The sequence below is a fragment of the Pseudomonas sp. AL10 genome (genome assembly GCF_029960685.1).
In the GTDB taxonomy this organism is placed as follows: Bacteria; Pseudomonadota; Gammaproteobacteria; order Pseudomonadales; family Pseudomonadaceae; genus Aquipseudomonas; species Aquipseudomonas lactis.
In genome coordinates, this window is the sequence record NZ_JASBQZ010000034.1 from 1 (window position 1) to 19,412 (window position 19,412).

Sequence of the window (19,412 nt, forward strand, 5' to 3'; positions counted from 1 at the left end):
CAATGGTTTCCCACTCGGGGCCGGCGAAGCGTTGGAGGACGTTGTCGATGACATCGGTGGGGGTAATGGTCCCGTCGAAGTCACACAAGACATACCACTGGCTGAACGTCGGAGGTGCTGTAGCATCTCCCTGATCCGCGCAAGTGTGCTGGCGACAGTTACTTGAGGCGCCTTCCATAAAAATCCCGTTCAGTTCGTTGTCAGAGGCGAGTGTTCAATTGCTGGAGCACTGCCGTGCGACAAAACATTACGGGTTCTTTCTGATGGATGTCGTGGGAGTAATCCCAAGCTAAAAGCGTTAAATCGAAACTACAAAGTAGGAAATGTATAGACGATGTAGGATGGTTTACCTGGCACGCTTGGAGTGCCAGGTAAAGTCGTTATCTGCGTTTGGGCATCATGCGCAGCGCCGTGTTATCGCGCATCACGTAATGATGAAAGATCCCCGCCAACGCATGCAGCCCGATCAGCCAGTAACCGATCTGGCCAAATAGCACGTGCCAGCCTTCAATTTCCTTGGCCAATGCTTTGTTTTCCGCGATCAGCGGCGGCAATTCCATCCCATAGAACATCACTGAATGCCCTTCGGCACTGACGATCAACCAACCGGCAATCGGCATGCCGATCATCAACGCATACAACGCAGCGTGCATCAGCGTCGCCAGCAGGCTTTGCCACTGCGGCGGCGCCGGCACGATCTTCGGCGCCACCCCCAGGCGACGTGCAAACAAGCGCAGCCACACCAGTACAAACACGGTAAGGCCGAGCATGAAGTGCATTTCAACAATCAAGGTGCGCGCACCGCTGCCTTTGGGGAATTGGCCGCGCAGTTCAATGCAGGCGTAGACCACCGCCAGCAGCACCACCATCAACCAGTGCAACGCAATGGACATAGTGCTGTAGCGTGTATCGGAATTTTTCCACGGCATCGCTGTGTTCCTCACTCATCAGGGCGTACCTCCATTCTTTAGCGATGGAGTGCATTAACTGTATGCCTGTTTTGAGCGCTGCGCTTGTTGCCACTGCCCTTGTCTTGACCTCGGTCAGTAGGCCTGCGGCATTTCCCCGCGGGCCAGGCGCTGGTTGATGTCGCTGATGACCCGTGGCAGATCGGTGATGGTGTCAATCAGGTAATGTGGACGTGAAGCTTCGAACATCGCTTCGATGCGCTGGCGCTCGCTGGCCAGTGTGGCGCTGTCCAGGGCGCGGAATTGCTCGTAGGTCAGGCCCAGCGCGTTGCCAGAGCAGGTCAGGGCCACGGTCCACATGCCGGCACGGCGACCTTCGAGAATGCCCGGCACGGTGTCGTCGACCTTCACGCAGGCCGCCACATCATCAATGCCCAGGGCGATCACGTTAGCCAGCGCCTGGGCCGGCCATGGTCGGCCGTTGGGCACTTCGTCAGTGGCCACGACGTGGTCGGCGACGTAGCCGTTGGTGGCAGCCAGGGCCACGACCTTGTCCATCACCTGCTTGGGGTAGCCGGAGCAGGAACCGATCTTGATACCTTGGCCGCGCAGGGCGGCGATGGTGTCGAGGGCGCCGGGGATCAGGGCCGAGTGCTCGGCAATTTTCTCGATCTGCAGCGGCATGAAGCGCTGGTAGATGGCGGTCACGTCGTCGTCGGTGGGCGTGCGGCCGAACGCCTGGCGGTAGCGTTCGGCAACTTGCGGTTGGTCGCAGAGGGTGCGGATATGGTCCCACTTGCCCATGCCCATCGGGCCACGGGCCTCCTCGATAGATACCTGCACGTCGAACTCGGCGAAGGCCTCGACAAAAATCTGCGTGGGGGCGAAGGAGCCGAAATCGACCACGGTGCCCGCCCAGTCGAGGATAACGGCCTGGAGGGTGTTGGGGTTTTGATAGTTCATGATTCAGATCCTGTGGGTAATGACATTCATGTCTGTAGGAGCGAGCTTGCTCGCGAAAAACATCCAGGCACCGCGTTGACTCAGGATGCCCGCGTCATCGTTAACGCGCTTCGAGAGCAAGCTCGCTCCTACACATTTCTTGCAGCACCTCGGCGATGGCCTTGACGGCTGCGCGCATGCCGGCCGCGTCGACATGACCGATGCAGCCCACGCGAAAGGTTTCCACCTGCGTCAGTTTGCCCGGATACAGGATGAAACCCTTGGCCTTGACCCGTTCGTAGAAGTCTTTGAACTGGTAGCGCGGGTCTGTGGGGGCGTGGAAGGTGGCAATGATCGGCGCTTGGATCGCCGACGGCAGAAAACTGCGCAGGCCCAGTTCGGCCATGCCGTCCAGCAATGCCTGGCAGTTATTCACGTAGCGCTGGTGACGGGCGGGCAGGCCGCCTTCCTCGGCGTATTGCAACAGCGCTTCATGCAGAGCAGCAACCACGTGGGTCGGCGGCGTGAAGCGCCATTGTCCCGTCTTGGCCATGTAGGTGTGCTGGTCGAACAGGTCCATCGCCAGGGAATGGCAGTTGCCCTGGGATGCAGCCAGCGCCGCTTTTTCGGCAAAGACAAAGCCCATCCCCGGTACGCCTTCCAGGCATTTGCCAGAGGCGGCGATCAACGCGTCGAAGGGTATTTCGCGGGCATCAATCGGCAGCGCGCCGAAGGAACTCATGGCGTCGATGATCAAGCGCTTGCCGTGGCTTTTGACCACCTCGGCGATCTGCGCCAATGGGTTGAGAATGCCGGTGCTGGTTTCGCAATGGATCAGCGCGACGTGGGTGATGGCGGCATCGGCGTGTAACAGGCGATCCACATCGGCGGCAGTGGTGGGCTCGTCTTCGGCGGTTTCAAAGATGCTGAATTGGCGGCCAAGCACCTCGCAGATTTTCGCCAGGCGCTTGCCGTAGGCGCCGTTGATCAACACCAGCACCTTGCCATTGCGAGGGACCAAGGTGCCGATCGCAGCTTCGACGGCGAAGGTGCCGCTGCCCTGCAACGGCACGCAGTGGTGGCTCTCGGCGCCGTTGAGGATCGCCAACAACTGCCTGCACACACTGGCTGTGAGCTGGTTGAAGCGGTCGTCCCACGAACCCCAATCTACCATCATCGCCTGGCGGGTGCGGTTCGAGGTGGTCAGGGGGCCGGGGGTCAACAGGATCGGCGCGGCAGTGGGCATGTCAAATCCTCGCAAGGTGTCGGGGTTCAAGCTACGGCGCCTAAATTGCAGTTTGGCTTGTCATCAATCAAATTGTTTGTTGTTATGCGAGCTATCAGTGAGGCCGATAGCTATGAACCTGTTCCAACTGCGTGCATTCGATGCCGTGGCCCGCGAGGGCAGTTTTACCCGCGCGGCGGCTCGGCTGTTTATCAGCCAGCCGGCGGTCACCGGGCATATCAAGGCGCTTGAGGAGCATTACCAGATCCCGCTGTTGCGCCGCACCGCACGCCGGGTGGAGTTGACCGAGGAGGGCGCACGCCTGGCGGCCATCACTCGGGCGATCTTCGGTTTGGTCGACGAGGCGCAAACCATGCTGGAAGCCAACCGCCAGTTGCTCACCGGGCGCCTGGAAGTGGCGGCCGATGGCCCTCATCTGGTGATGCCGATGATCGCCAGCCTGCGCGCGCGCTACCCCGGCATTACCGTGAACCTGCGTTTGGGCAATGCCCAGGAAACCCTGGCGGCGCTGCTGTCCGAACATGCGGATGTGGCGGTGCTCACCGAGGTGGAACCGCGCAATGGCCTGCACTTGCAACCCTTGGACCAGTCACGGATTTGCGCCTTGGTGCCGGCCGCGCACCCGTGGGCCAAGCAGCCTGACGGTATCGAGTTGGCGCAGTTGCATGAGGTGATCATGGTGCTGCGCGAGCCCAACTCCATTACCCGTCGCACTTTTGATGACGCGTGCCTTGCGGCGAATGTGCAACCCAAAGTGCTGCTGGAACTGGACAGTCGTGAAGCCGTGACCGAAGCGGTGGCGGCAGAATTGGGCGTGGGCGTGGTGTCGTCGATGGAGGTCAGCCCGGACCCGCGTGTACAGGCGGTACCGATCCTGGGCGATGGCCTGCTGAACCGGCACATGCTCGGCTGCATGGAGCGGCGCCGCTCGCTGCGCTTGATTCAGGCGTTTTTCGAGTTGGCGTGAAGGCTTTCACGCACGATCTCCAGGAAGGTCGCGACCACGCGGCGTGAACTCTGCTCTTTCAGGCACACCAGGGTTTCTTTCATGCGTTGTGTGCAATCGCGGATCGGCATGGCGTATACCCGCGCGTCGGCACCGAACTCTGCCGCCGACACCACGCCTACGCCAATCCCCACCACCACGGCTTCCCGGGCGGCTTCGCGGCCTTCCACCTGGATGGCGGGGCGAATGCGCAGGCCGGCTTGGCGCATTTCCTGCTCCAGGGTCTGACGGGTGACCGAGCCGGTTTCCCGCAGCACCAGCGGGGTGTTATCGAGGTCGGCCAGGCAAATCGATTCGCGCCCGGCCCAGGCATGGTCACGTGCGACAAAAGCCAGAAGTTGGTCGTCGGGCAGCGGCAGTGACAACAGGCGCGCATCATCGACATCGCGCCCCAACAGCGCCAGGTCGGCCTGGTAGTTGTAAAGGCGCGACAGCGACTCATCGGTGTTGCCGGTTTCGATCTTCACGCTGATCCCAGGGTATCGCTGGCAGAAGCGCGCAACCTGCGGCAGTACGTGCACGGGTGCATCCACTGCCAGGGTGAGGGTGCCGGTGAGCAGGGCGCGCGAATCCTGCAGCAATTCTTCGGCTTCGGCTTCGATCACAAACAGGCGTTGGGTGATACCCAGCAGGCGCTCACCCAGATCGGTCAGGCGCACCGAACGTTTGTTGCGGTGAAACAGCAGTACGCCGAAGCGCTCTTCCAGTTTGCGCACCTGGTCGGAAATCGCAGGTTGGGTCAGGAACAGGCGTTCGGCCGCCCCGGTAAAACTGCCGTGAATGGCCACCGCATGGAAGGCTTTGAGCTGGGCATGGGAAACGGACATGGCACGTCCTCTTAAAAGCTGAGCTTATATTTGAAATACGATAAATCGATTTTACCTATGAGTCAGCCATTGCTTTGATGCACCTCAGTCGCCGTAGGTTGAGTCCTACAACCACGGCCGCCATGGGCGCAGGCACACCGCACCCATCTGACCAATACCGCGCTCTTCAAGGCCCGGCATTGCAGTGCTCAACCATAAAAACAACAGGCGTTTTCTTTCGATTCTGCCGGCACACTCACACCTGAGGTCAGAACCACCATGAATATCCCTATGGGTAGCATCAAGCGTTGGCGCGTGCAGATTTTTGCCATCACCTGGCTGGCGTATGCCGCGTTCTATTTCACCCGCAAAGCGTTTTCAGTGGCGAAGCTGGGGATCGGCGACGACCCGAGTTTCCCCCTCGACAAAATGATGATGGCCAACCTGGATGGCCTCTACCTCGCCGCGTATGCCGTAGGCCAGTTCACTTGGGGCATGCTTGCCGACCGCTTCGGGCCACGGGTGGTGGTGCTTGGTGGCTTGCTGATTTCCGCAGGCGCGGCGTTGGTGATGGGCACCTTTGCCACCTTGCCGATCTTTGTCACTTGCATGTTAGTGCAGGGCTTGGCGCAGTCCACCGGCTGGTCGGGGTTATGCAAGAACCTTGGCAGTTTCTTCCCGGCGCAGCAGCGGGGGCGGGTGTTGGGGTTATGGAGTTCGTGTTACGCGTTTGGCGGGTTGGTCGCGTCACCGTTTGCCGGTTGGTGGGCCTATACGCTGATCGGCAGTTGGCACGCGGCGTTTATTTCCAGTGCCGCAGTGGTAGCGGTGGTGGCCGTGTTGTTCTTTATGTTCCAGCGCAATACCCCGCAGGATGTGGGCTTGCCGGCAGTCGAGCCCGAGCCGATGCTGAGCGCCGAGCAGTTGGCCGCCCAGCAGCGCGTCAGCGTACTCGAACCCCTGCGCGCGATCCTGCGCAACCGCACGGTGTTGACCCTGGGGCTGGCGTACTTCCTGCTCAAGCCGGCGCGCTACGCGATTCTGTTGTGGGGGCCGGTGATCGTCTACGAGCAGATGCCGTCGGTGGGCAAGGTCGGTGCCGCCATCGTGCCCACCGCGTTTGAGTTGGCTGGTTTACTGGGGCCGGTGCTGATCGGCCTGGCCTCCGACAAACTGTTCGGCGCCCGGCGCATGCCCGCCTGTGTGCTGAGCCTGTTGGCGCTGACGGTTGCCCTGGCGTTGTTCATGGGCGCGCTGCACACCGGCAGTGTGGTGCTGGTGATGGCCCTGCTGTTTGTCATGGGCCTGACGCTGTACGGGCCGGACTCGATGATCAGCAGCACCGCGGCCATCGACTTCGGCACCGCCAAGGCCGGCGCTACCGCCGCGGGTTTTGTGAACGGCTGCGGTTCGGTGGGGGCGATTCTGGGCGGTTTGCTGCCAGGCTATTTCGATACCGTTACGGTATTTATTGTGTTTGCCGGTGCGGCGCTGTTTTCTTCGCTGGTGCTGATGCCCTACTGGAATGCCAGGCCCGCCGTACTGGCCCAGGCCGGGGATTTTGTGCCGGACCGCAATGCGGTGATCAAACCCTTGCGCACCTGAGGGCCTTGGCCGGTTTTTTGGTGGAACGAAGCGTTCTCGCGCTATAAACTCTGCCCCCAAAGCGCCGGCCAGTAGACGTTTGGGCGCGATGGAAATAAGAGAGTGAGTCATGGGCGCACAGTGGAAAGTCAAACATAAAGAAGCGGCAGCCAATGCCAAGGGTAAGATCTTCGGCAAGCTGGTGAAAGAAATCACCATCGCCGCCCGCAACGGCGCCGATACCGCGACCAACGCGCACCTGCGCCTGGTGGTGGAACAGGCCAAAAAGGCCTCGATGCCCAAGGAAACCCTGGACCGCGCGATCAAGAAGGGCGCCGGTCTGCTCGGTGAAACCGTGCAATACCACCGCGTCACCTACGAAGGTTTCGCGCCGCACCAGGTGCCTTTGATCGTCGAGTGCGTGACTGACAACATCAACCGCACCGTGGCGGAAATCCGCGTGGCCTTCCGCAAGGGCCAACTGGGCGCTTCCGGCTCGGTAGCCTGGGATTTCAACCATGTCGGGCTGATCGAAGCATCGCCGGACACCCCGGACGCCGATCCGGAAATGGCCGCCATCGAAGCAGGCGCCCAGGACTTTGAAGAGGGTGAAGAAGGCGCCACCTTGTTCATCACCGAAACCACCGACCTGGATGCCGTGCAGAAGGCCTTGCCGGAGCAGGGCTTCACCGTGCTGTCGGCCAAGCTGGGTTATATCTCCAAGAACCCGGTCAGCGGTTTGACCGATGAGCAGATGGCAGAAGTCGAGGCGTTCCTGGAAGGCCTGGACAACCATGATGATGTGCAGGACATGTTTGTCGGCCTGGCGGGCTGATGTTTATCTGAGTACACGCGGTCAACCTGTGGGAGCGGGCTTGCTCGCGAATGCGGTGTGACAGTCAACAGATGTATTGGCTGTTCCACCGCATTCGCGAGCAAGCCCGCTCCCACATTGGTTTAGTGGTGTTGCATAGATTCGAGCAAGACCTCAATTTCTTCAAAGCCCGGCCGCGCGAGCACATCCGGCTGGCAGCAGCGTTGTTGCAGTGCCTGCAAGCGTTCGTCACTGGCCTCAGCCCGCTCCAACAACTCCCCCAGCAACACCCCGAACGCGCGCACTTCAATACGCTGCAGCGCACGGGTTTCCAACGTGTCCGCCGTGGCATGGAAGGACGCCGCGCCAAAGTCTCCCAGCAAGCAATCACCCGCTGCATTCCACAGGATATTGTGGCCATACAGGTCACCATGGGTAATGCCGTGCCGATGCAGGTGCGCCGCCACCGAAGCAATACCCCGCGCCATGCGCAGTGCCACATCCAGGCTGAAACGGGTGTCGGGGGCGTAGATGTCGCGCGTGCACGACGCCAGGCTCGGCAGGGCCGCGAGGTTGCGGTAACTCGGATCGATCAGCTCCATCACCAGGGCGGCCTGGTTATCGGGATGGCCGACGACCCGCCCTTCAACCTTGATCAGGTTGGGATGCAGCCCGGCGGCGATGCAGGCTTGCATTTCATGCAGCGGTGAACCGTCGCTGGTGATGGTGCCCTTGTACAGCTTGACCGCGACCGGCACCGCACGGGGTTTCCACAGCGCCTTGCGAATAATCCCCGAGGCGCCTTCGCCCAGGACTTCGCCCATTTCCAGTTCCTGCCAGGCGATGTTCGGCGTCGCCTCATCACTGCTCACCTGCACGGCCATTTCCACCGGGTTGCCTGCGTAGGCCAGCCAGGTCAGGCTCGGCAGGGTCAGCAGCCACTGCGGCAGGTGGGTGAGGCGGTTGGAGGCGATGCGGATCAACTCCAGGTTTTGGCACTGGGCCAGGCTTGGCGGTAGGTGAGTCAGTTGGTTACCGGCCAGCATCAGTTTTTGCAGCAATGGGCGTTGGCCCAGTTCATCGGGCAACTGACTGATGCGGTTATCGGTGAGGATCAGCCAGCGCAACAGCGGCGGCAGGGCGGCGGCGGGCACCTGGCTGATCTGGTTGGCCTTGAAGCCGATCATGCTCAGCTTGGCGCACTGGCCCAGGCATTGTGGCAGTTCGGTAAAGGCGTTGTCCGAACAGAACAGTACGCGCAGGTGCGTCAGGCGGTGCAGGTCGTCGGGCAGGCTGCTCAGCGCGTTGCCGGTGAGGTTGAGGATTTCCAGCGAGTCGGCCAGATCGAAAATTTCCCGGGGGAACTCGGTCAGCCCGCAGGCCAGGTCCAGGCGCATCGCGCCGGCCAATTGGCCAGCCTTGAGTTGGGCGAGGGTATTCATGCAGGCGTGGTGCTCGGAAGAGGGCGTAAAAGGCGCTCATGATAGCCGCTCGGGCGCGGTTTGCGGGCATAGCGTGTGCAATTGCCGCAGGCGACTGGCGGTGCGGGCGAGGTCGATGGCCTGGCCTTCCAGGCATTTATCCAGGGGCTGGTGACCGATAAGTGTCAGTTGTTTGTCCTGGTCGTAGAGCACGTCTACCAGGTTGATAAAGCGCTGTTGCACGGCGATGGGGCATTCGGCCAGATGCGGCAGACCGTCGATGATCCAGTGGTCGAAGTCCTGGCACAACAACAGGTAGTCCATGACCGCCGTGAGCTGTTCGCACAGGTCGTTGAAGGTGAACGCGATGGTTCGTGCCTGATGGCCTCGGCATTGTAACTGCCGAGTGCCGACCTTCAGGGTTTGCGCCGGGCAATCTGTGGCAGGCAGGCCCAGGTTTTCACGCTGGCCAGCCGTACCTGGCCAGACGTACTGGCCGCCCGTGAAGCGTTGTTGCGCGTGGGCCTGAGCCAGGCTGCGAAAGTCCTGAGGCGCACTGACTTCCAGCACCTCCATGCGCGCGGCGATCAGCTCGATCACCGGTTTGAAGCGTTCGTGGTACAGCGGGTTGGGCAGCAATCCTTCCGGCGGATAGTTGGAAGTCACCAGCACCAGCACGCCGCGCTGGAACAGGGCCTTGAACAAGCGGCTGATGAGCATTGCATCGCCGATATCGTGCACATGGAATTCGTCAAAACACAGCACTCGGCAGCCGGCCAGCAGCTCGTCCAGCGTGACGCCCGGGGCATCGTCATGCCCGCGGTGCAGGAACATGCCCTGGTGCAGCCGGGCGAAGAAGCTGTGGAAATGCACGCGCTGCTTCTCGGCGATGGGCAGTGCTTGGAAAAAACCGTCCAGCAGCCAGCTTTTGCCACGCCCCACCGGGCCATGCAGGTACAGGCTGCGCGTGGCCTGGCCGGTGAGCAGGTATTGGGCCTCGCGATTCAGGGCGCTAATCGCCCGGATTTGCCCATCACTGAGGGTATAACCCTGTTGTGCGGCCTTTTGTTGAAAATATGCCGGGATAGGCGAGGCGTCCGAGGCGTCGGTTTTTTTACCCAGCAGGCGCTGGAGCAGGGCAAGCACGGCCAAGAATAAACACTCTGTATTGCGGTGGTCGCTCACTGTAAGACGCTCGATGCCATTTGACCAATAGCGAACGGCCCCAAGCCTTGCAAACTGGCACTTTCGGGTTAACTGGCTAACCTCATACACAGTTGTCACCCCTGTATAAGGAATTGGGGCTGTGAAGGGACCGGCGGTATTGGCAGTCATGGGCACGATGCTCTGCAACGCGGCGATTGCTGCGCAACTCCAGGTGCAGGTGCGTATCGACGTGCAACGGGGTTGCCAGTTGGTGGGCACCACCCGTAGTGCGGGCATCGAGCAACTTGGTGTATTGGATTTCGGCAGCGGCCCGCGTCTGGATGACCCGGCCGGCCCCCTGAGTGCGGCCCTGATCAGCCAGCGCCAGCCGCGCCTGGAATGTAACCCCGACACGCCTTACCAGGTGCGCGTTGACGGCGGCCTGCATGGCGGTGTGGGTGAAGTGCGTTATCTGGCCACTGCGGCGCCTTCCAGCCGGCCCATCCCCTATCGAATCTACGCCGACGCCGCGCGGCTTATCCCCTTGCCGGTGGACGTGCCGATCAGTGGCCGTGTGCCGGACACCGGCTCCGTGGAGCTGCCGCTGTATGGGCGCATCGAACCACTCAAGGACATCCCCGCCGTCGGCCGTTATTCCGACCTGCTCAAGGTCACGGTCACATGGTAAGCCGCTACCTGGCCGTGACGGCCCTGGGCAGCCTGCTGTTGCTGGCGGATGACGCGCAGGCGGCGGTGGTCAACGGCCAAGTCCACGCACGGTTGGTGATCACCGCCAGTTGCGAAGTGAGCAAGGGCGTGGAAACCGCGCCGGTCACGCCCGAAGGCGGCACCGCGCTGTTGGACTTTGGCAGCCAGGGGCCGACGTGGAACGAGACCTTGGGCGCGGCGATTTCCGATGGCGACAAGGCGCCGCTGTCGGTGTCCTGTAACCCCTCGGTGGTCAGCAGTTTCACGGTGACCATCGACGGCGGCGCCAACGGCGACGGCACCACGCGGCGCCTGAGCAATGGCCGCCAGACCATTCCCTATCGACTCTCGGCCGACCCCCAGGGGCGCAGTGCCTACAGCATCGGTCAGCAACGCAATTTCGTCGTGACCCAGGGCACCCAGGTACCAATCCCGGTATTCGGTTCCGTGGTGGCGAATACCAGGGCCCTACCGGCCGGCATCTACACAGACACCCTGACGGTGACTCTGGATTGGTAAACCATGAGGATGGATATCATGCATGTACTTGTATCGCGAATCGGCCTCTGTGCCCTGGGCCTGGGGCTGGCGTCCAGCCTGAACGCGGCGACCACGGTGACCGGGCAGATCAGTTCCAGCCTGACGTTGATCGCCAGTTGCCAGGTCAACGGCTCGGGCGCGGCCACCGGGCTGAATTTCGGTAGCTTGAACTTCGGCACCACCAACAGCCTGTTTACCAATGCCGACGCCCAGTTGCTCGGCGGCACCGGTACCGGCGGGGCGTTGTCGATCCTGTGTTCGGCTGGCACCGCGCCAACGATCAAGGTGCGTGCCGGCGCCCACGATGGCGCTTCCCCCGGTGGCACCCGAGCGTTGGCCGATGGCGTGGGTAACTTCGTGCCCTACGATTTCTACACTGACAGCGGGCGTTCCGCGCTGTTGGCGATTGACGGCGTGGTGACACTCGCCACCAGTACCGGCGTGGCGCAGACCGTCAACCTTTACGGCCGGGCGGTGGGCAAGGCGGGGCTGCCAGCGGGCACCTACACCGACACGGTGGCCGTGGAACTGACGTTCTAACGATGTGGCCCAGAGTGTTGCTTGCCATCGGCCTGGCGATGCCGTTGCCGCTGTCGGCGGTGGTCAACCAGAGCTTCCAGGTGAGCGCGACCATCACGCCGGGCTGCCTGATCGTGGGCGGCGGTTCCAACTACGGCACGTTGGCCTACGGCAGCTATTCGGCCCTGGCCACCAGCACGGTGACGGCGGCCCTCACTGGCGGTGTAACCCTGCAATGCACGCCGGGCGTGGCCCTGAGCATGAGCGTCGATGGCGGCCTGCACAGCAGCACCGGGCGCAACTTGCAGCTCAACAGTGGCAGCGCGCGGGTGGCTTACCAATTGTTTCGCGATGCGGCGTTCAGCCAGAGCCTGGGCATCAGCCAGAGCGTCAGCGTGACCTACAGTGATGCGAGCAACATCAGCCTGCCGATTTACGGGCGGGTGGTTTTACCGGGCAATCAGCCTGGGGGGACGTACAGCGACACGCTGCAGGTGCAGCTGACGTGGTAGGGCTAACGGTTTTAAGGAGGGGTGTTATGGGGTGTGCTTTGCGACGGTTATGCACCGTGGGTTTCGCCTTGGGGGCGTTGTGCTCGGCGGGGTTTGTACAGGCAGCCAGTTCGGTGCTGATCTGGCCCATCGACCCGGTGCTGGAGGCCGACCAACAGGCCAGCGCGCTGTGGCTGGAGAATCGTGGCACCGAGACCGCCAACCTGCAGATCCGCGTGTTTGCCTGGAGCCAGAATGGCTTTGACGAGCAGTACCAGAACCAGCGCGATGTGATCGGCAGCCCGCCCGTGGCCAAAATCGAGCCGGGCCAGAAACAACTGGTGCGCCTGACCCGCACCCGGGAAGTGCCGCCGGGACAGGAGCTGGCCTATCGCATCATCATTGATGAAATCCCCTCGGCGCTTCAGGTGCCCACGCCGCCGGAGGGCAAGAACACGGCGGCGGCGATTCGCTTTCAGATGCGTTATTCGGTGCCGTTGTTTGCCTACGGCGCCGGCTTGTGGAGCAAGGACGACGCTACCCGCCAACGCGATCCCAAGGGTGCGGGCAAGCCGCAGTTGAGCTGGCAGAAGGTCAACGTGGCAGGGCGCAACTACATCGAGGTGCGCAACCAGGGCGCCGTGCATGCGCGGCTTACCGATGCGTCATTCAAACAGGGCGGGCAGACCCGGCCGTTGGTGGACGGTTTGCTCGGCTATGTGCTGCCGGGCGCGAGCATGCGCTGGCCGGTGCCGGATGCCGTATCGGCCGACCAGCCGTTGCAGGTACGCGTCAACGGCGCGCCGCAACTGGAAAGCCTGGCGCCCAAGCGATAGCCGTTATGTAGCGCAACGGGCACGCGCCCGGGTTTTAACAGGATGGAGATGTCCATTGAAGGACACAACGCCATGGTGAGTCGTGGTTGGGCTCGGGTTTTATGGCCGTCGGTGGCAGTGGCAAGCGGGCTGTGGGGCGCAGCGATGGCAGGCGACTTGCCGCCGCCGCCCGGCAGCATGGAGGCAGTCGCCGATGCACAGCTGTTTCTGGAACTGGTGGTCAATCAGATGGACACTGGCCGCGTCATCGCGGTCGATCAGCGCGCCGGCCAGCTGTTTGTGCCAGCCAGCGCGTTGCAGGACGTGGGCATGAAACTGCCGGGTGAACCGGTCGGCAGCGTGGCCCTAGACCAAGTGCCGGGCCTGCACAGCGACTACGACAGCAACGGCCAACGCCTGTTGCTGGATGTACCGCCCTCGTGGTTGCAGGAACAATTCATCGGCAACCGCAATACCTATCCGCGCACCCAGGCCATGAGCAGCTTCGGCGCCTTGCTCAACTATGACGTGTATTTCAATGACACCGATGACGGCGGCAGTTACCTCGCGGCCTGGAACGAAGTGCGGCTGTTCGACACCTGGGGCACCTTGTCTACCACCGGGCAACTGCGCCAGACCCTGTCCGATGGAATCAGCGGCGGCACCCTCAACAATGGTTACCGACGTTACGACACCACCTGGCGCTTTTCCGATGATGAACGCCTGCTGACCTACGAGGCCGGCGACGTGATCAGTGGCGCGCTGCCCTGGAGCAGTTCGGTGCGCCTGGGCGGGGTGCAACTGTCCCGGGATTTTGCCGTGCGCCCCGACCTGGTCACGTACCCCTTGCCGCAGTTTGCCGGTGAGGCGGCGGTGCCGTCGTCGGTGGACCTGTTTATCAACGGCTACAAATCAGACACCGCGCAACTGCAACCCGGCCCCTACACCTTGACCAACATCCCGTTCATCAACGGTGCCGGCGAGGCCGTGGTGGTCACCACCGATGCCCTGGGCCGCCAGGTGTCGACCACGGTACCGTTCTACGTCACCAGCACCTTGCTGCAACAAGGCTTGACGGATTTTTCGCTGGCCGCCGGTACCTTGCGCCGTGACTACACCCTGCGGGATTTCGGCTACGGCCCAGGCGTGGCCAGTGGCACGTTCCGTTATGGCTATTCCGATAACCTCACCCTGGAAAGCCACGCCGAAGCCTCCAGCGACCTGACCCTCGGCGGGCTTGGCGGCAACCTGCGCCTGGGCAACTTCGGTGTGCTCAATACCGCCCTCAGCCAGAGCCAGTTCGACAGCCGCACAGGCCAGCAACTGAGCCTCGGTTACCAGTACAACAGCACGCGCTACAGCTTTATGTACCAACGGGTGGAACGCCGCGACGATTACGCCGACCTGACCCTGGTCGATACCCCTTACGCCAGCCTCAGCAAGCGCAGCGAGCAGGTGACCCTGAGCCTCAACCTTCAACGTTTCGGCAGCCTGGGCCTGGGCTATTTCGACGTGCAGGCGGCGGACGACTCGCGCACACGGCTGCTCAACCTGAGCTGGAGCAAACCGCTGTGGCGCAACACCAGTTTCTATCTGTCAGCCAACCGCGAAATCGGCGACAGCAACTGGGCCATGCAGGCGCAACTGGTCATCCCGTTCGACCTCAACGCCAGCCTGGCCTTGAGCTCCGAGCGCAGCAAGGACGGCGCCAGTCGCCAGCGCATCAACTACAGCCGCGCGGTGCCCAGCGAAGGCGGGGTGGGCTACAACCTCGGCTATGCCCAGGGCGATGCCCCCAGCTATCGGCAGGCCGACCTGACTTGGCGCTTGCAGTCGGTGCAGTTGCAGGCCGGTGTGTACGGCAGCAGCGAGGCCATGACGCGTTGGGCGGACGCCAGCGGCTCGCTGGTATGGATGGGCGGCGAAACCTTTGCCGCCAACCGCATCAATGACGCGTTTGTGGTGGTGAGCACCCAGGGTTTCGCCGGCATTCCGGTGCGCTACGAAAACCAGCTGGTGGGCCAGACCGACCGCAACGGCCATTTGCTGGTGCCGTGGAGCAGTGCCTACTACCGCGGTAAATACGAGATCGACCCGTTGAACCTGCCGGCGAATGTGCAGAGCCCCAATGTGGAACAGCGCGTGTCGGTACGCCGGGGCAGCGGTTATCTGCTGGAATTCCCGCTGCGCCGGGTGCTCGCCGCCAGCATCACCCTGGTGGACCGCCAGCACCAGGAGTTGGCGCTGGGCAGCCTGGTAATGCACGAGCAAAGCAACACTCAGGCGGTGGTCGGCTGGGATGGCCTGGTGTATCTGGAAAACCTCAGCGCCCATAACACCTTGCAGGTCACGCTCGGTGAGGGCCGCATCTGCCAGGCAACCTTCGATATTGATGAGCAGCAACAGGATGTGCCCTTGATCGGGCCGTTAGTGTGCCAATGAGGGATTGAACAGGGAGTGTTCAGGTGAGGGGCAGCGTAGGGCTATATGGCGTAGGTTTGTTGTTTTGCGGGCAGGCCATGGCGGCGTGTTCGGTGGTGTCCACCGTGCCGGCCAGTTTTGGTTCGATCAGTTCGATGACGGTGCGCACCGCCGCGCAAACCAGCTCTACGGCCAACTCAGGGTTGAGTTGCACCTCGGCGCTGATATCGCTGCTGGTGTCCACCGACCACTTTTACGCCACGATCACCTCGCCCCAGACCGGTTTGGTCGGGCCGACCGGTGATGTGATCAGCTACACGATTTATGGCAATAACAGCACCAGCTATCCCATCACCCGTGGCAGCCAATTCGATTTCGGCGGCGCTGGCGGCATCGCCCAGAGCATCGGCCTGATCGCCGGGCCCGGCGCGAAAACTGTGCCGTTGTACCTGAGCAGCATCACTGGCAGCAACGTCGCCGCCGGGGTGTACACCGAGACATTGAGCATCGCCTGGGTGTGGAATTATTGCTCGGGGATCGGCCTTGGCGGCATTTGCCTGGGACGTGACATTGGCAGCGGCACGGCATCGCTGACCGTCAACATGACCGTGACCAACGACTGCCAGATCACTGCCCCGAATATCAGCTTTGGCAGCGCGCCGGTGGTCAGTGGGTTTACTGCGGTGACCGGGCAGACCATCAACATCGCCTGCACCAAGGGCAGCGCCTATACCGTGGGCTTGAGCGATGGCCAGAACCCGGTGAGTGTCGGCGGCCGGCGCCGCATGATTTCCGGCAGCAACTACCTGGCCTATGACATTTTCCAGAGCGCCGGCACCACGCGTTGGGGCAGTGTCGGCGCGGCGCGGCGGGCCAGTTCCACGGCCGAGGTCAACCCTGGCAACGGGTTGGGCGTCGGTAGCCAGGTGTACAACTACAACGCCAAGGTCTACACCGACCAGCCCACGCCGCCGGCTGGCACCTATCTGGATAATGTGGTGTTGGACGTCGGTTTTTAGAATGGCGTCTGCAGCGCGGCGGCCTGGTCTACCGGGCTGACCATTGCATAGTTGTAGCCGCCGCCCGACCAATAGTCGGCCTGCAAACCATCGGCACTGCGGCTGCCGCGAGGCAGGAAACCGTTGTTCGGGCCAGGCGGGCGGATGTAGAAGCTGATGCGCCGGCCTTGGGCGTCCTGATACAGCACCATGGCTGCCGCGCCTTGGTCGGTGGTGAGCAGGCGCCCGCTGACCGGCTTGAAACCGGCTTGGCTGAGGTCGGGCAGGCGATGGGCCTGGTTGAAATAACGGTCGAGCCAGGCCTGCATGGTGCCACGGTCCTGAGCGTTGTAGTCGGCGGGCATGATGCCGTCCTGGGCAAACAGACGGTAGGCCTGCATGGCGTCGGTCATCGGCAGCAGCGGCGGCTGGGTGGCTTCGCGGGCGTGCCAACCGCCAAACCCGCCGAGGCTCACGGCGATCAGCAGCAACGCCGCCGTGGCCAGGTGCCGACGGGACTGTTTATTGATGCGCTGACGAATCAGCGCCGGGTCCAATGCCGGGTTGTACGGCTGCTGCAGGGCGCCGCTCAACGACGCACGCAGCAACTGTGCATCCTGTTGCCAGGCCTGTACCTGGGCCGCCACTTCTGGGTGGCTGGCCAGCCAGGTTTCAAGCACACGACGGTCACCGTCCAGCAGTTGATGATCGACGTAGGCATGTAAATCGCGTTCGCTGGGGGGCAGGCTGATCATTTGAGTCTCCGCAGGGAAGGGCTGGTCATTTCGCCATCGCTGAGTTGACGCAACGCTTGGCGCGCGCGGGACAGGCGTGACATCACGGTACCGATGGGCACCTTGAGGATCTCGGCCACTTCCTTGTAGCTCAAGCCCTCGACAGACACCCACAGCAGCAGGGCGCGCTGTTCGGTGTTGAGTTGGTCGAAGGCTTGCAGGGTGGATTGGGCCAGCACCGTGCGTTCCACCGAAGGTTGCACGTCATCGCGGCCGGTGAAGAATTCGAGCATGCGCGCATAGCGGCGGCTGCGGCGGTGGGCGTCGAGGAATTGCCGGTAGAGGATCGAAAACAGCCAGGCGCGCAAATCGCCCTCGATACGTTTATCGGCCCAGGCGACGATGGCGCGCTCCAGGGTCGATTGCACCAGGTCATCGGCGCTGCTGCTGTTGCGCGTCAGGGACACGGCAAAACGCCGTAACCTGGGGATGAGTTCACGTAACTGTTCGTCGAGTTCATGCATGGGTGTCTGGCTGATCACTACGCTGGGACTAGAGAGACGTCCGGCGTTGAAGGTTATTCCCCGTCCCGCAAAATAAATCCAGGGCCTGGGAATAGAGCCCATCGGCGTTCGTCTTAATGCTCCGACCTTATGTTTCAGCCTGAGGCCTCTGGCCCTGGAGTTCCTGCATGGTAGATCACTCATCACCCCCCCGTCCTCCCTTGAGCACTGCGAGCCTGATCGCACGACTCGCCGGCATCGGTGCCGTGGTTGCGGTTGTTGCCGGCGCATTTGCTTACGTCAATGGCACGCTCGACCCACAGCGCCTGCGGCCAAAAACCTTGGTCAATGCCCTGGAAACCAATAACGGCGTGCATCCGGGCTTTCGCCGTAACCATGCCAAGGGCGTATGCGTGGCGGGTTATTTCCAGAGCAGTAGCGAGGCCCGTGCGTATTCCAGTGCCCAGGTGTTCAGCGAGGCCAAGACCCCGATCATTGGCCGCTTTGCCTTGCCCAGCGGCAACCCCTACGCGCCGGACAGCAGTGTGCCGATTCGCAGCTTTGCCGTGCAATTCAGCCAGGCCAACGGCCAGCAATGGCGTACAGGGATGAACAGCATGCCGGTGTTCCCGGTGGGCACGCCCGAGGCGTTCTACCAATTGCTCAAGGCCGGCGCGCCAGACCCGGCCACGGGCAAGCCGAACCCGTCGAGCATGCCGACGTTTTTTGCCGCACACCCTGAGACCGCGCCGTTCCTGGCCTGGGTCAAAACCGCCAAGCCATCGGCCAGTTACGCGACTGAAACCTATAACGGCATCAACGCGTTTTACCTGGTGGCTGCCGATGGCAAGCGCCAGGCCGTGCGTTGGGAGGTGGTGCCCCAGAGCCAGGACGCGGCGGGTGATACCGCACCTACGGGCAGTGACTTCCTGGAGCAGGATTTGGTGCGACGCCTTGCTGTCGGGCCGTTGCGTTGGCAGTTGAACATGACCCTGGCCAACCCCGGCGACCCGCTGGACGATGCGAGCAAGACCTGGAGCGGCGCACACAAGGTGCTCAACGCTGGCACCCTTGTGCTGCAAAGCAGCCAGCCCCAGGCAGACGGCGATTGCCGCGATATCAACTTTGACCCGCTGATTCTGCCCAGTGGTATCCAAGCCTCCAACGATCCCTTGCTGGCCGCACGTTCGGCCGCGTATGCCAGTTCGTACCTGCGCCGGGCCGGTGAAGTCAGCCCGTTGCACAGCGCCCCTCAGGAGTCGAAGCCATGAATGCTCAACCGCGATTTTTTGCGCCCTTGGCGCGCGTGCTGCACTGGCTGATGGCGCTGATGATCATCGCCATGCTGTTTATCGGCGCGGGTTTGGCGGCGTCGGTATCGGAGCGCCATGAGTGGCTGATCCACCTGCACAAGCCGCTGGGCATTGCGATTCTGGCATTGGTGATCGTGCGCCTGGCGGTGCGTTTCTCTACGCGCCAGCCGCCGTTGCCAGCGGATTTGCCGGTGTGGCAGAGGCTGGCAGCCAAGGCCTCCCATGTGCTGTTGTACGCGTTGATGCTGGTGTTGCCGCTGCTGGGTTGGGCGATGATTTCAGCGGCCGGTGACCCTGTGATGCTCAGTAGTAACCTGCAACTGCCCGCGCTGCTGGGGGCGAATGCGCCGTTGTTTGCGTTGTTGCGCAAGGCTCATGGTTATTTGGCCTATCTGCTGTTTCTCACCGTACTGGTGCATCTGGCGGCCGCGTTGTTCCACGGTTTGATCCGACGCGATGGTGTCTTGCAAAGCATGACCGGTAGCAAGGATTGACCG

The 19,412-nt window shown here is 62.3% G+C and carries 20 protein-coding genes and 1 pseudogene; 12 read left to right on the forward strand and 9 right to left on the reverse strand.

What is annotated here, in order from left to right; genetic code table 11:
• From QK296_RS22905 to QK296_RS22920, 4 genes and pseudogenes are all read right to left on the reverse strand, one after another.
• Window positions 1-88, reverse strand: a pseudogene (locus QK296_RS22905) (2,3-diketo-5-methylthio-1-phosphopentane phosphatase); the annotation flags it as partial.
• 292 nt (window positions 89-380) lie between these two features.
• Entirely contained in the window at window positions 381-929 is a 549-nt protein-coding gene (locus QK296_RS22910) for a cytochrome b (protein ID WP_282391327.1), read from the reverse strand.
• A gap of 114 nt (window positions 930-1,043) precedes the next feature.
• The gene (gene phnX, locus QK296_RS22915; RefSeq protein WP_282391328.1) at window positions 1,044-1,871 is read right to left on the reverse strand and encodes a phosphonoacetaldehyde hydrolase; all 828 of its coding nucleotides are present in this window, start codon (window positions 1,869-1,871) and stop codon (window positions 1,044-1,046) included.
• A 100-nt stretch (window positions 1,872-1,971) separates the two neighbouring features.
• Window positions 1,972-3,096, reverse strand: a complete 1,125-nt coding sequence (locus tag QK296_RS22920) for a 2-aminoethylphosphonate--pyruvate transaminase (RefSeq protein ID WP_003192233.1) — start codon at window positions 3,094-3,096, stop codon at window positions 1,972-1,974.
• Between the two features lie 112 nt (window positions 3,097-3,208).
• On the opposite strand from QK296_RS22920, the gene QK296_RS22925 reads away from it, so the two are divergent.
• Window positions 3,209-4,063 (forward strand): LysR substrate-binding domain-containing protein, encoded by an 855-nt coding sequence (locus QK296_RS22925; RefSeq protein ID WP_057710322.1) that lies wholly within the window; start codon window positions 3,209-3,211, stop codon window positions 4,061-4,063.
• Here QK296_RS22925 and QK296_RS22930 read toward each other — a convergent pair.
• The gene (locus QK296_RS22930) at window positions 4,039-4,929 is read right to left on the reverse strand and encodes a LysR substrate-binding domain-containing protein (RefSeq protein ID WP_034133785.1); all 891 of its coding nucleotides are present in this window, start codon (window positions 4,927-4,929) and stop codon (window positions 4,039-4,041) included. The genes QK296_RS22925 and QK296_RS22930 overlap by 25 nt on opposite strands.
• 258 nt (window positions 4,930-5,187) lie before the next feature.
• On the opposite strand from QK296_RS22930, the gene QK296_RS22935 reads away from it, so the two are divergent.
• On the forward strand, window positions 5,188-6,513 hold the full coding sequence (locus tag QK296_RS22935) for an MFS transporter (protein WP_282391329.1): 1,326 nt from the start codon (window positions 5,188-5,190) through the stop codon (window positions 6,511-6,513).
• A 109-nt stretch (window positions 6,514-6,622) separates the two neighbouring features.
• Window positions 6,623-7,327 carry a YebC/PmpR family DNA-binding transcriptional regulator gene (locus QK296_RS22940; protein ID WP_003192227.1) on the forward strand — a complete coding sequence of 235 codons (705 nt, stop codon included), beginning with the start codon at window positions 6,623-6,625 and terminating at the stop codon, window positions 7,325-7,327.
• A 122-nt stretch (window positions 7,328-7,449) separates the two neighbouring features.
• On the opposite strand, the gene QK296_RS22945 is transcribed toward QK296_RS22940, so the two are convergent.
• Window positions 7,450-8,748 carry a protein kinase gene (locus tag QK296_RS22945; RefSeq protein ID WP_282391330.1) on the reverse strand — a complete coding sequence of 433 codons (1,299 nt, stop codon included), beginning with the start codon at window positions 8,746-8,748 and terminating at the stop codon, window positions 7,450-7,452.
• A 36-nt stretch (window positions 8,749-8,784) separates the two neighbouring features.
• Window positions 8,785-9,879, reverse strand: a complete 1,095-nt coding sequence (gene zapE, locus QK296_RS22950; RefSeq protein WP_282391331.1) for a cell division protein ZapE — start codon at window positions 9,877-9,879, stop codon at window positions 8,785-8,787.
• Between the two features lie 190 nt (window positions 9,880-10,069).
• Here zapE and QK296_RS22955 point away from each other — a divergent pair, with 190 nt between their 5' ends.
• The 7 genes from QK296_RS22955 to QK296_RS22985 all read left to right on the forward strand — a co-directional run bounded on the left by QK296_RS22955 (window position 10,070) and on the right by QK296_RS22985 (window position 16,386).
• Entirely contained in the window at window positions 10,070-10,561 is a 492-nt protein-coding gene (locus tag QK296_RS22955; protein WP_087149722.1) for a spore coat U domain-containing protein, read from the forward strand.
• Window positions 10,555-11,100, forward strand: a complete 546-nt coding sequence (locus QK296_RS22960; RefSeq protein WP_003192221.1) for a spore coat protein U domain-containing protein — start codon at window positions 10,555-10,557, stop codon at window positions 11,098-11,100. The genes QK296_RS22955 and QK296_RS22960 overlap by 7 nt, the downstream gene beginning before the upstream one ends.
• 18 nt (window positions 11,101-11,118) lie before the next feature.
• Window positions 11,119-11,661 (forward strand): spore coat protein U domain-containing protein, encoded by a 543-nt coding sequence (locus tag QK296_RS22965; protein ID WP_003192220.1) that lies wholly within the window; start codon window positions 11,119-11,121, stop codon window positions 11,659-11,661.
• A gap of 2 nt (window positions 11,662-11,663) precedes the next feature.
• On the forward strand, window positions 11,664-12,152 hold the full coding sequence (locus QK296_RS22970) for a spore coat U domain-containing protein (protein ID WP_003192218.1): 489 nt from the start codon (window positions 11,664-11,666) through the stop codon (window positions 12,150-12,152).
• Between the two features lie 26 nt (window positions 12,153-12,178).
• On the forward strand, window positions 12,179-12,967 hold the full coding sequence (locus QK296_RS22975; RefSeq protein WP_003192217.1) for a molecular chaperone: 789 nt from the start codon (window positions 12,179-12,181) through the stop codon (window positions 12,965-12,967).
• Between the two features lie 72 nt (window positions 12,968-13,039).
• Window positions 13,040-15,388, forward strand: coding sequence for a fimbria/pilus outer membrane usher protein (locus tag QK296_RS22980; RefSeq protein ID WP_034133882.1), 2,349 nt, complete (start codon window positions 13,040-13,042; stop codon window positions 15,386-15,388).
• 77 nt (window positions 15,389-15,465) lie between these two features.
• Window positions 15,466-16,386, forward strand: coding sequence for a spore coat U domain-containing protein (locus QK296_RS22985; protein WP_003192215.1), 921 nt, complete (start codon window positions 15,466-15,468; stop codon window positions 16,384-16,386).
• Here QK296_RS22985 and QK296_RS22990 read toward each other — a convergent pair.
• Both QK296_RS22990 and QK296_RS22995 read right to left on the reverse strand, forming a co-directional pair.
• On the reverse strand, window positions 16,383-17,120 hold the full coding sequence (locus tag QK296_RS22990; RefSeq protein WP_003192214.1) for an anti-sigma factor: 738 nt from the start codon (window positions 17,118-17,120) through the stop codon (window positions 16,383-16,385). The genes QK296_RS22985 and QK296_RS22990 overlap by 4 nt on opposite strands.
• Window positions 17,117-17,623, reverse strand: a complete 507-nt coding sequence (locus tag QK296_RS22995; protein WP_003192212.1) for a sigma-70 family RNA polymerase sigma factor — start codon at window positions 17,621-17,623, stop codon at window positions 17,117-17,119. Before QK296_RS22995 ends, QK296_RS22990 begins: the two co-directional genes overlap by 4 nt.
• A gap of 167 nt (window positions 17,624-17,790) precedes the next feature.
• Between QK296_RS22995 and QK296_RS23000 the strand changes: the two genes are divergently transcribed.
• Complete coding sequence (locus QK296_RS23000; protein WP_282391332.1) at window positions 17,791-18,873, forward strand: catalase family peroxidase; 1,083 nt, start codon at window positions 17,791-17,793, stop codon at window positions 18,871-18,873.
• Window positions 18,870-19,409 (forward strand): cytochrome b, encoded by a 540-nt coding sequence (locus tag QK296_RS23005; protein ID WP_003192209.1) that lies wholly within the window; start codon window positions 18,870-18,872, stop codon window positions 19,407-19,409. The genes QK296_RS23000 and QK296_RS23005 overlap by 4 nt, the downstream gene beginning before the upstream one ends.
• The last annotated feature ends 3 nt before the right edge of the window (window positions 19,410-19,412 follow it).

What these genes read in the sequence shown, in the direction of transcription:
- QK296_RS23005 (WP_003192209.1), top strand. Translation starts at nt 18,870, where the DNA reads ATGAATGCTCAACCGCGATTTTTTGCGCCCTTGGCGCGCGTGCTGCAC.
- QK296_RS22990 (WP_003192214.1), bottom strand. Translation starts at nt 17,120, where the DNA reads ATGATCAGCCTGCCCCCCAGCGAACGCGATTTACATGCCTACGTCGAT.
- phnX (WP_282391328.1), bottom strand. Translation starts at nt 1,871, where the DNA reads ATGAACTATCAAAACCCCAACACCCTCCAGGCCGTTATCCTCGACTGG.
- QK296_RS22960 (WP_003192221.1), top strand. Translation starts at nt 10,555, where the DNA reads ATGGTAAGCCGCTACCTGGCCGTGACGGCCCTGGGCAGCCTGCTGTTG.
- QK296_RS22910 (WP_282391327.1), bottom strand. Translation starts at nt 929, where the DNA reads ATGCCGTGGAAAAATTCCGATACACGCTACAGCACTATGTCCATTGCG.
- QK296_RS22955 (WP_087149722.1), top strand. Translation starts at nt 10,070, where the DNA reads ATGCTCTGCAACGCGGCGATTGCTGCGCAACTCCAGGTGCAGGTGCGT.
- QK296_RS22985 (WP_003192215.1), top strand. Translation starts at nt 15,466, where the DNA reads ATGGCGGCGTGTTCGGTGGTGTCCACCGTGCCGGCCAGTTTTGGTTCG.
- QK296_RS22940 (WP_003192227.1), top strand. Translation starts at nt 6,623, where the DNA reads ATGGGCGCACAGTGGAAAGTCAAACATAAAGAAGCGGCAGCCAATGCC.
- QK296_RS22970 (WP_003192218.1), top strand. Translation starts at nt 11,664, where the DNA reads ATGTGGCCCAGAGTGTTGCTTGCCATCGGCCTGGCGATGCCGTTGCCG.
- QK296_RS22935 (WP_282391329.1), top strand. Translation starts at nt 5,188, where the DNA reads ATGAATATCCCTATGGGTAGCATCAAGCGTTGGCGCGTGCAGATTTTT.
- QK296_RS22975 (WP_003192217.1), top strand. Translation starts at nt 12,179, where the DNA reads ATGGGGTGTGCTTTGCGACGGTTATGCACCGTGGGTTTCGCCTTGGGG.
- QK296_RS22930 (WP_034133785.1), bottom strand. Translation starts at nt 4,929, where the DNA reads ATGTCCGTTTCCCATGCCCAGCTCAAAGCCTTCCATGCGGTGGCCATT.
- QK296_RS22925 (WP_057710322.1), top strand. Translation starts at nt 3,209, where the DNA reads ATGAACCTGTTCCAACTGCGTGCATTCGATGCCGTGGCCCGCGAGGGC.
- QK296_RS22980 (WP_034133882.1), top strand. Translation starts at nt 13,040, where the DNA reads ATGGTGAGTCGTGGTTGGGCTCGGGTTTTATGGCCGTCGGTGGCAGTG.
- QK296_RS22995 (WP_003192212.1), bottom strand. Translation starts at nt 17,623, where the DNA reads ATGCATGAACTCGACGAACAGTTACGTGAACTCATCCCCAGGTTACGG.
- QK296_RS22920 (WP_003192233.1), bottom strand. Translation starts at nt 3,096, where the DNA reads ATGCCCACTGCCGCGCCGATCCTGTTGACCCCCGGCCCCCTGACCACC.
- QK296_RS23000 (WP_282391332.1), top strand. Translation starts at nt 17,791, where the DNA reads ATGGTAGATCACTCATCACCCCCCCGTCCTCCCTTGAGCACTGCGAGC.
- QK296_RS22945 (WP_282391330.1), bottom strand. Translation starts at nt 8,748, where the DNA reads ATGAATACCCTCGCCCAACTCAAGGCTGGCCAATTGGCCGGCGCGATG.
- QK296_RS22965 (WP_003192220.1), top strand. Translation starts at nt 11,119, where the DNA reads ATGCATGTACTTGTATCGCGAATCGGCCTCTGTGCCCTGGGCCTGGGG.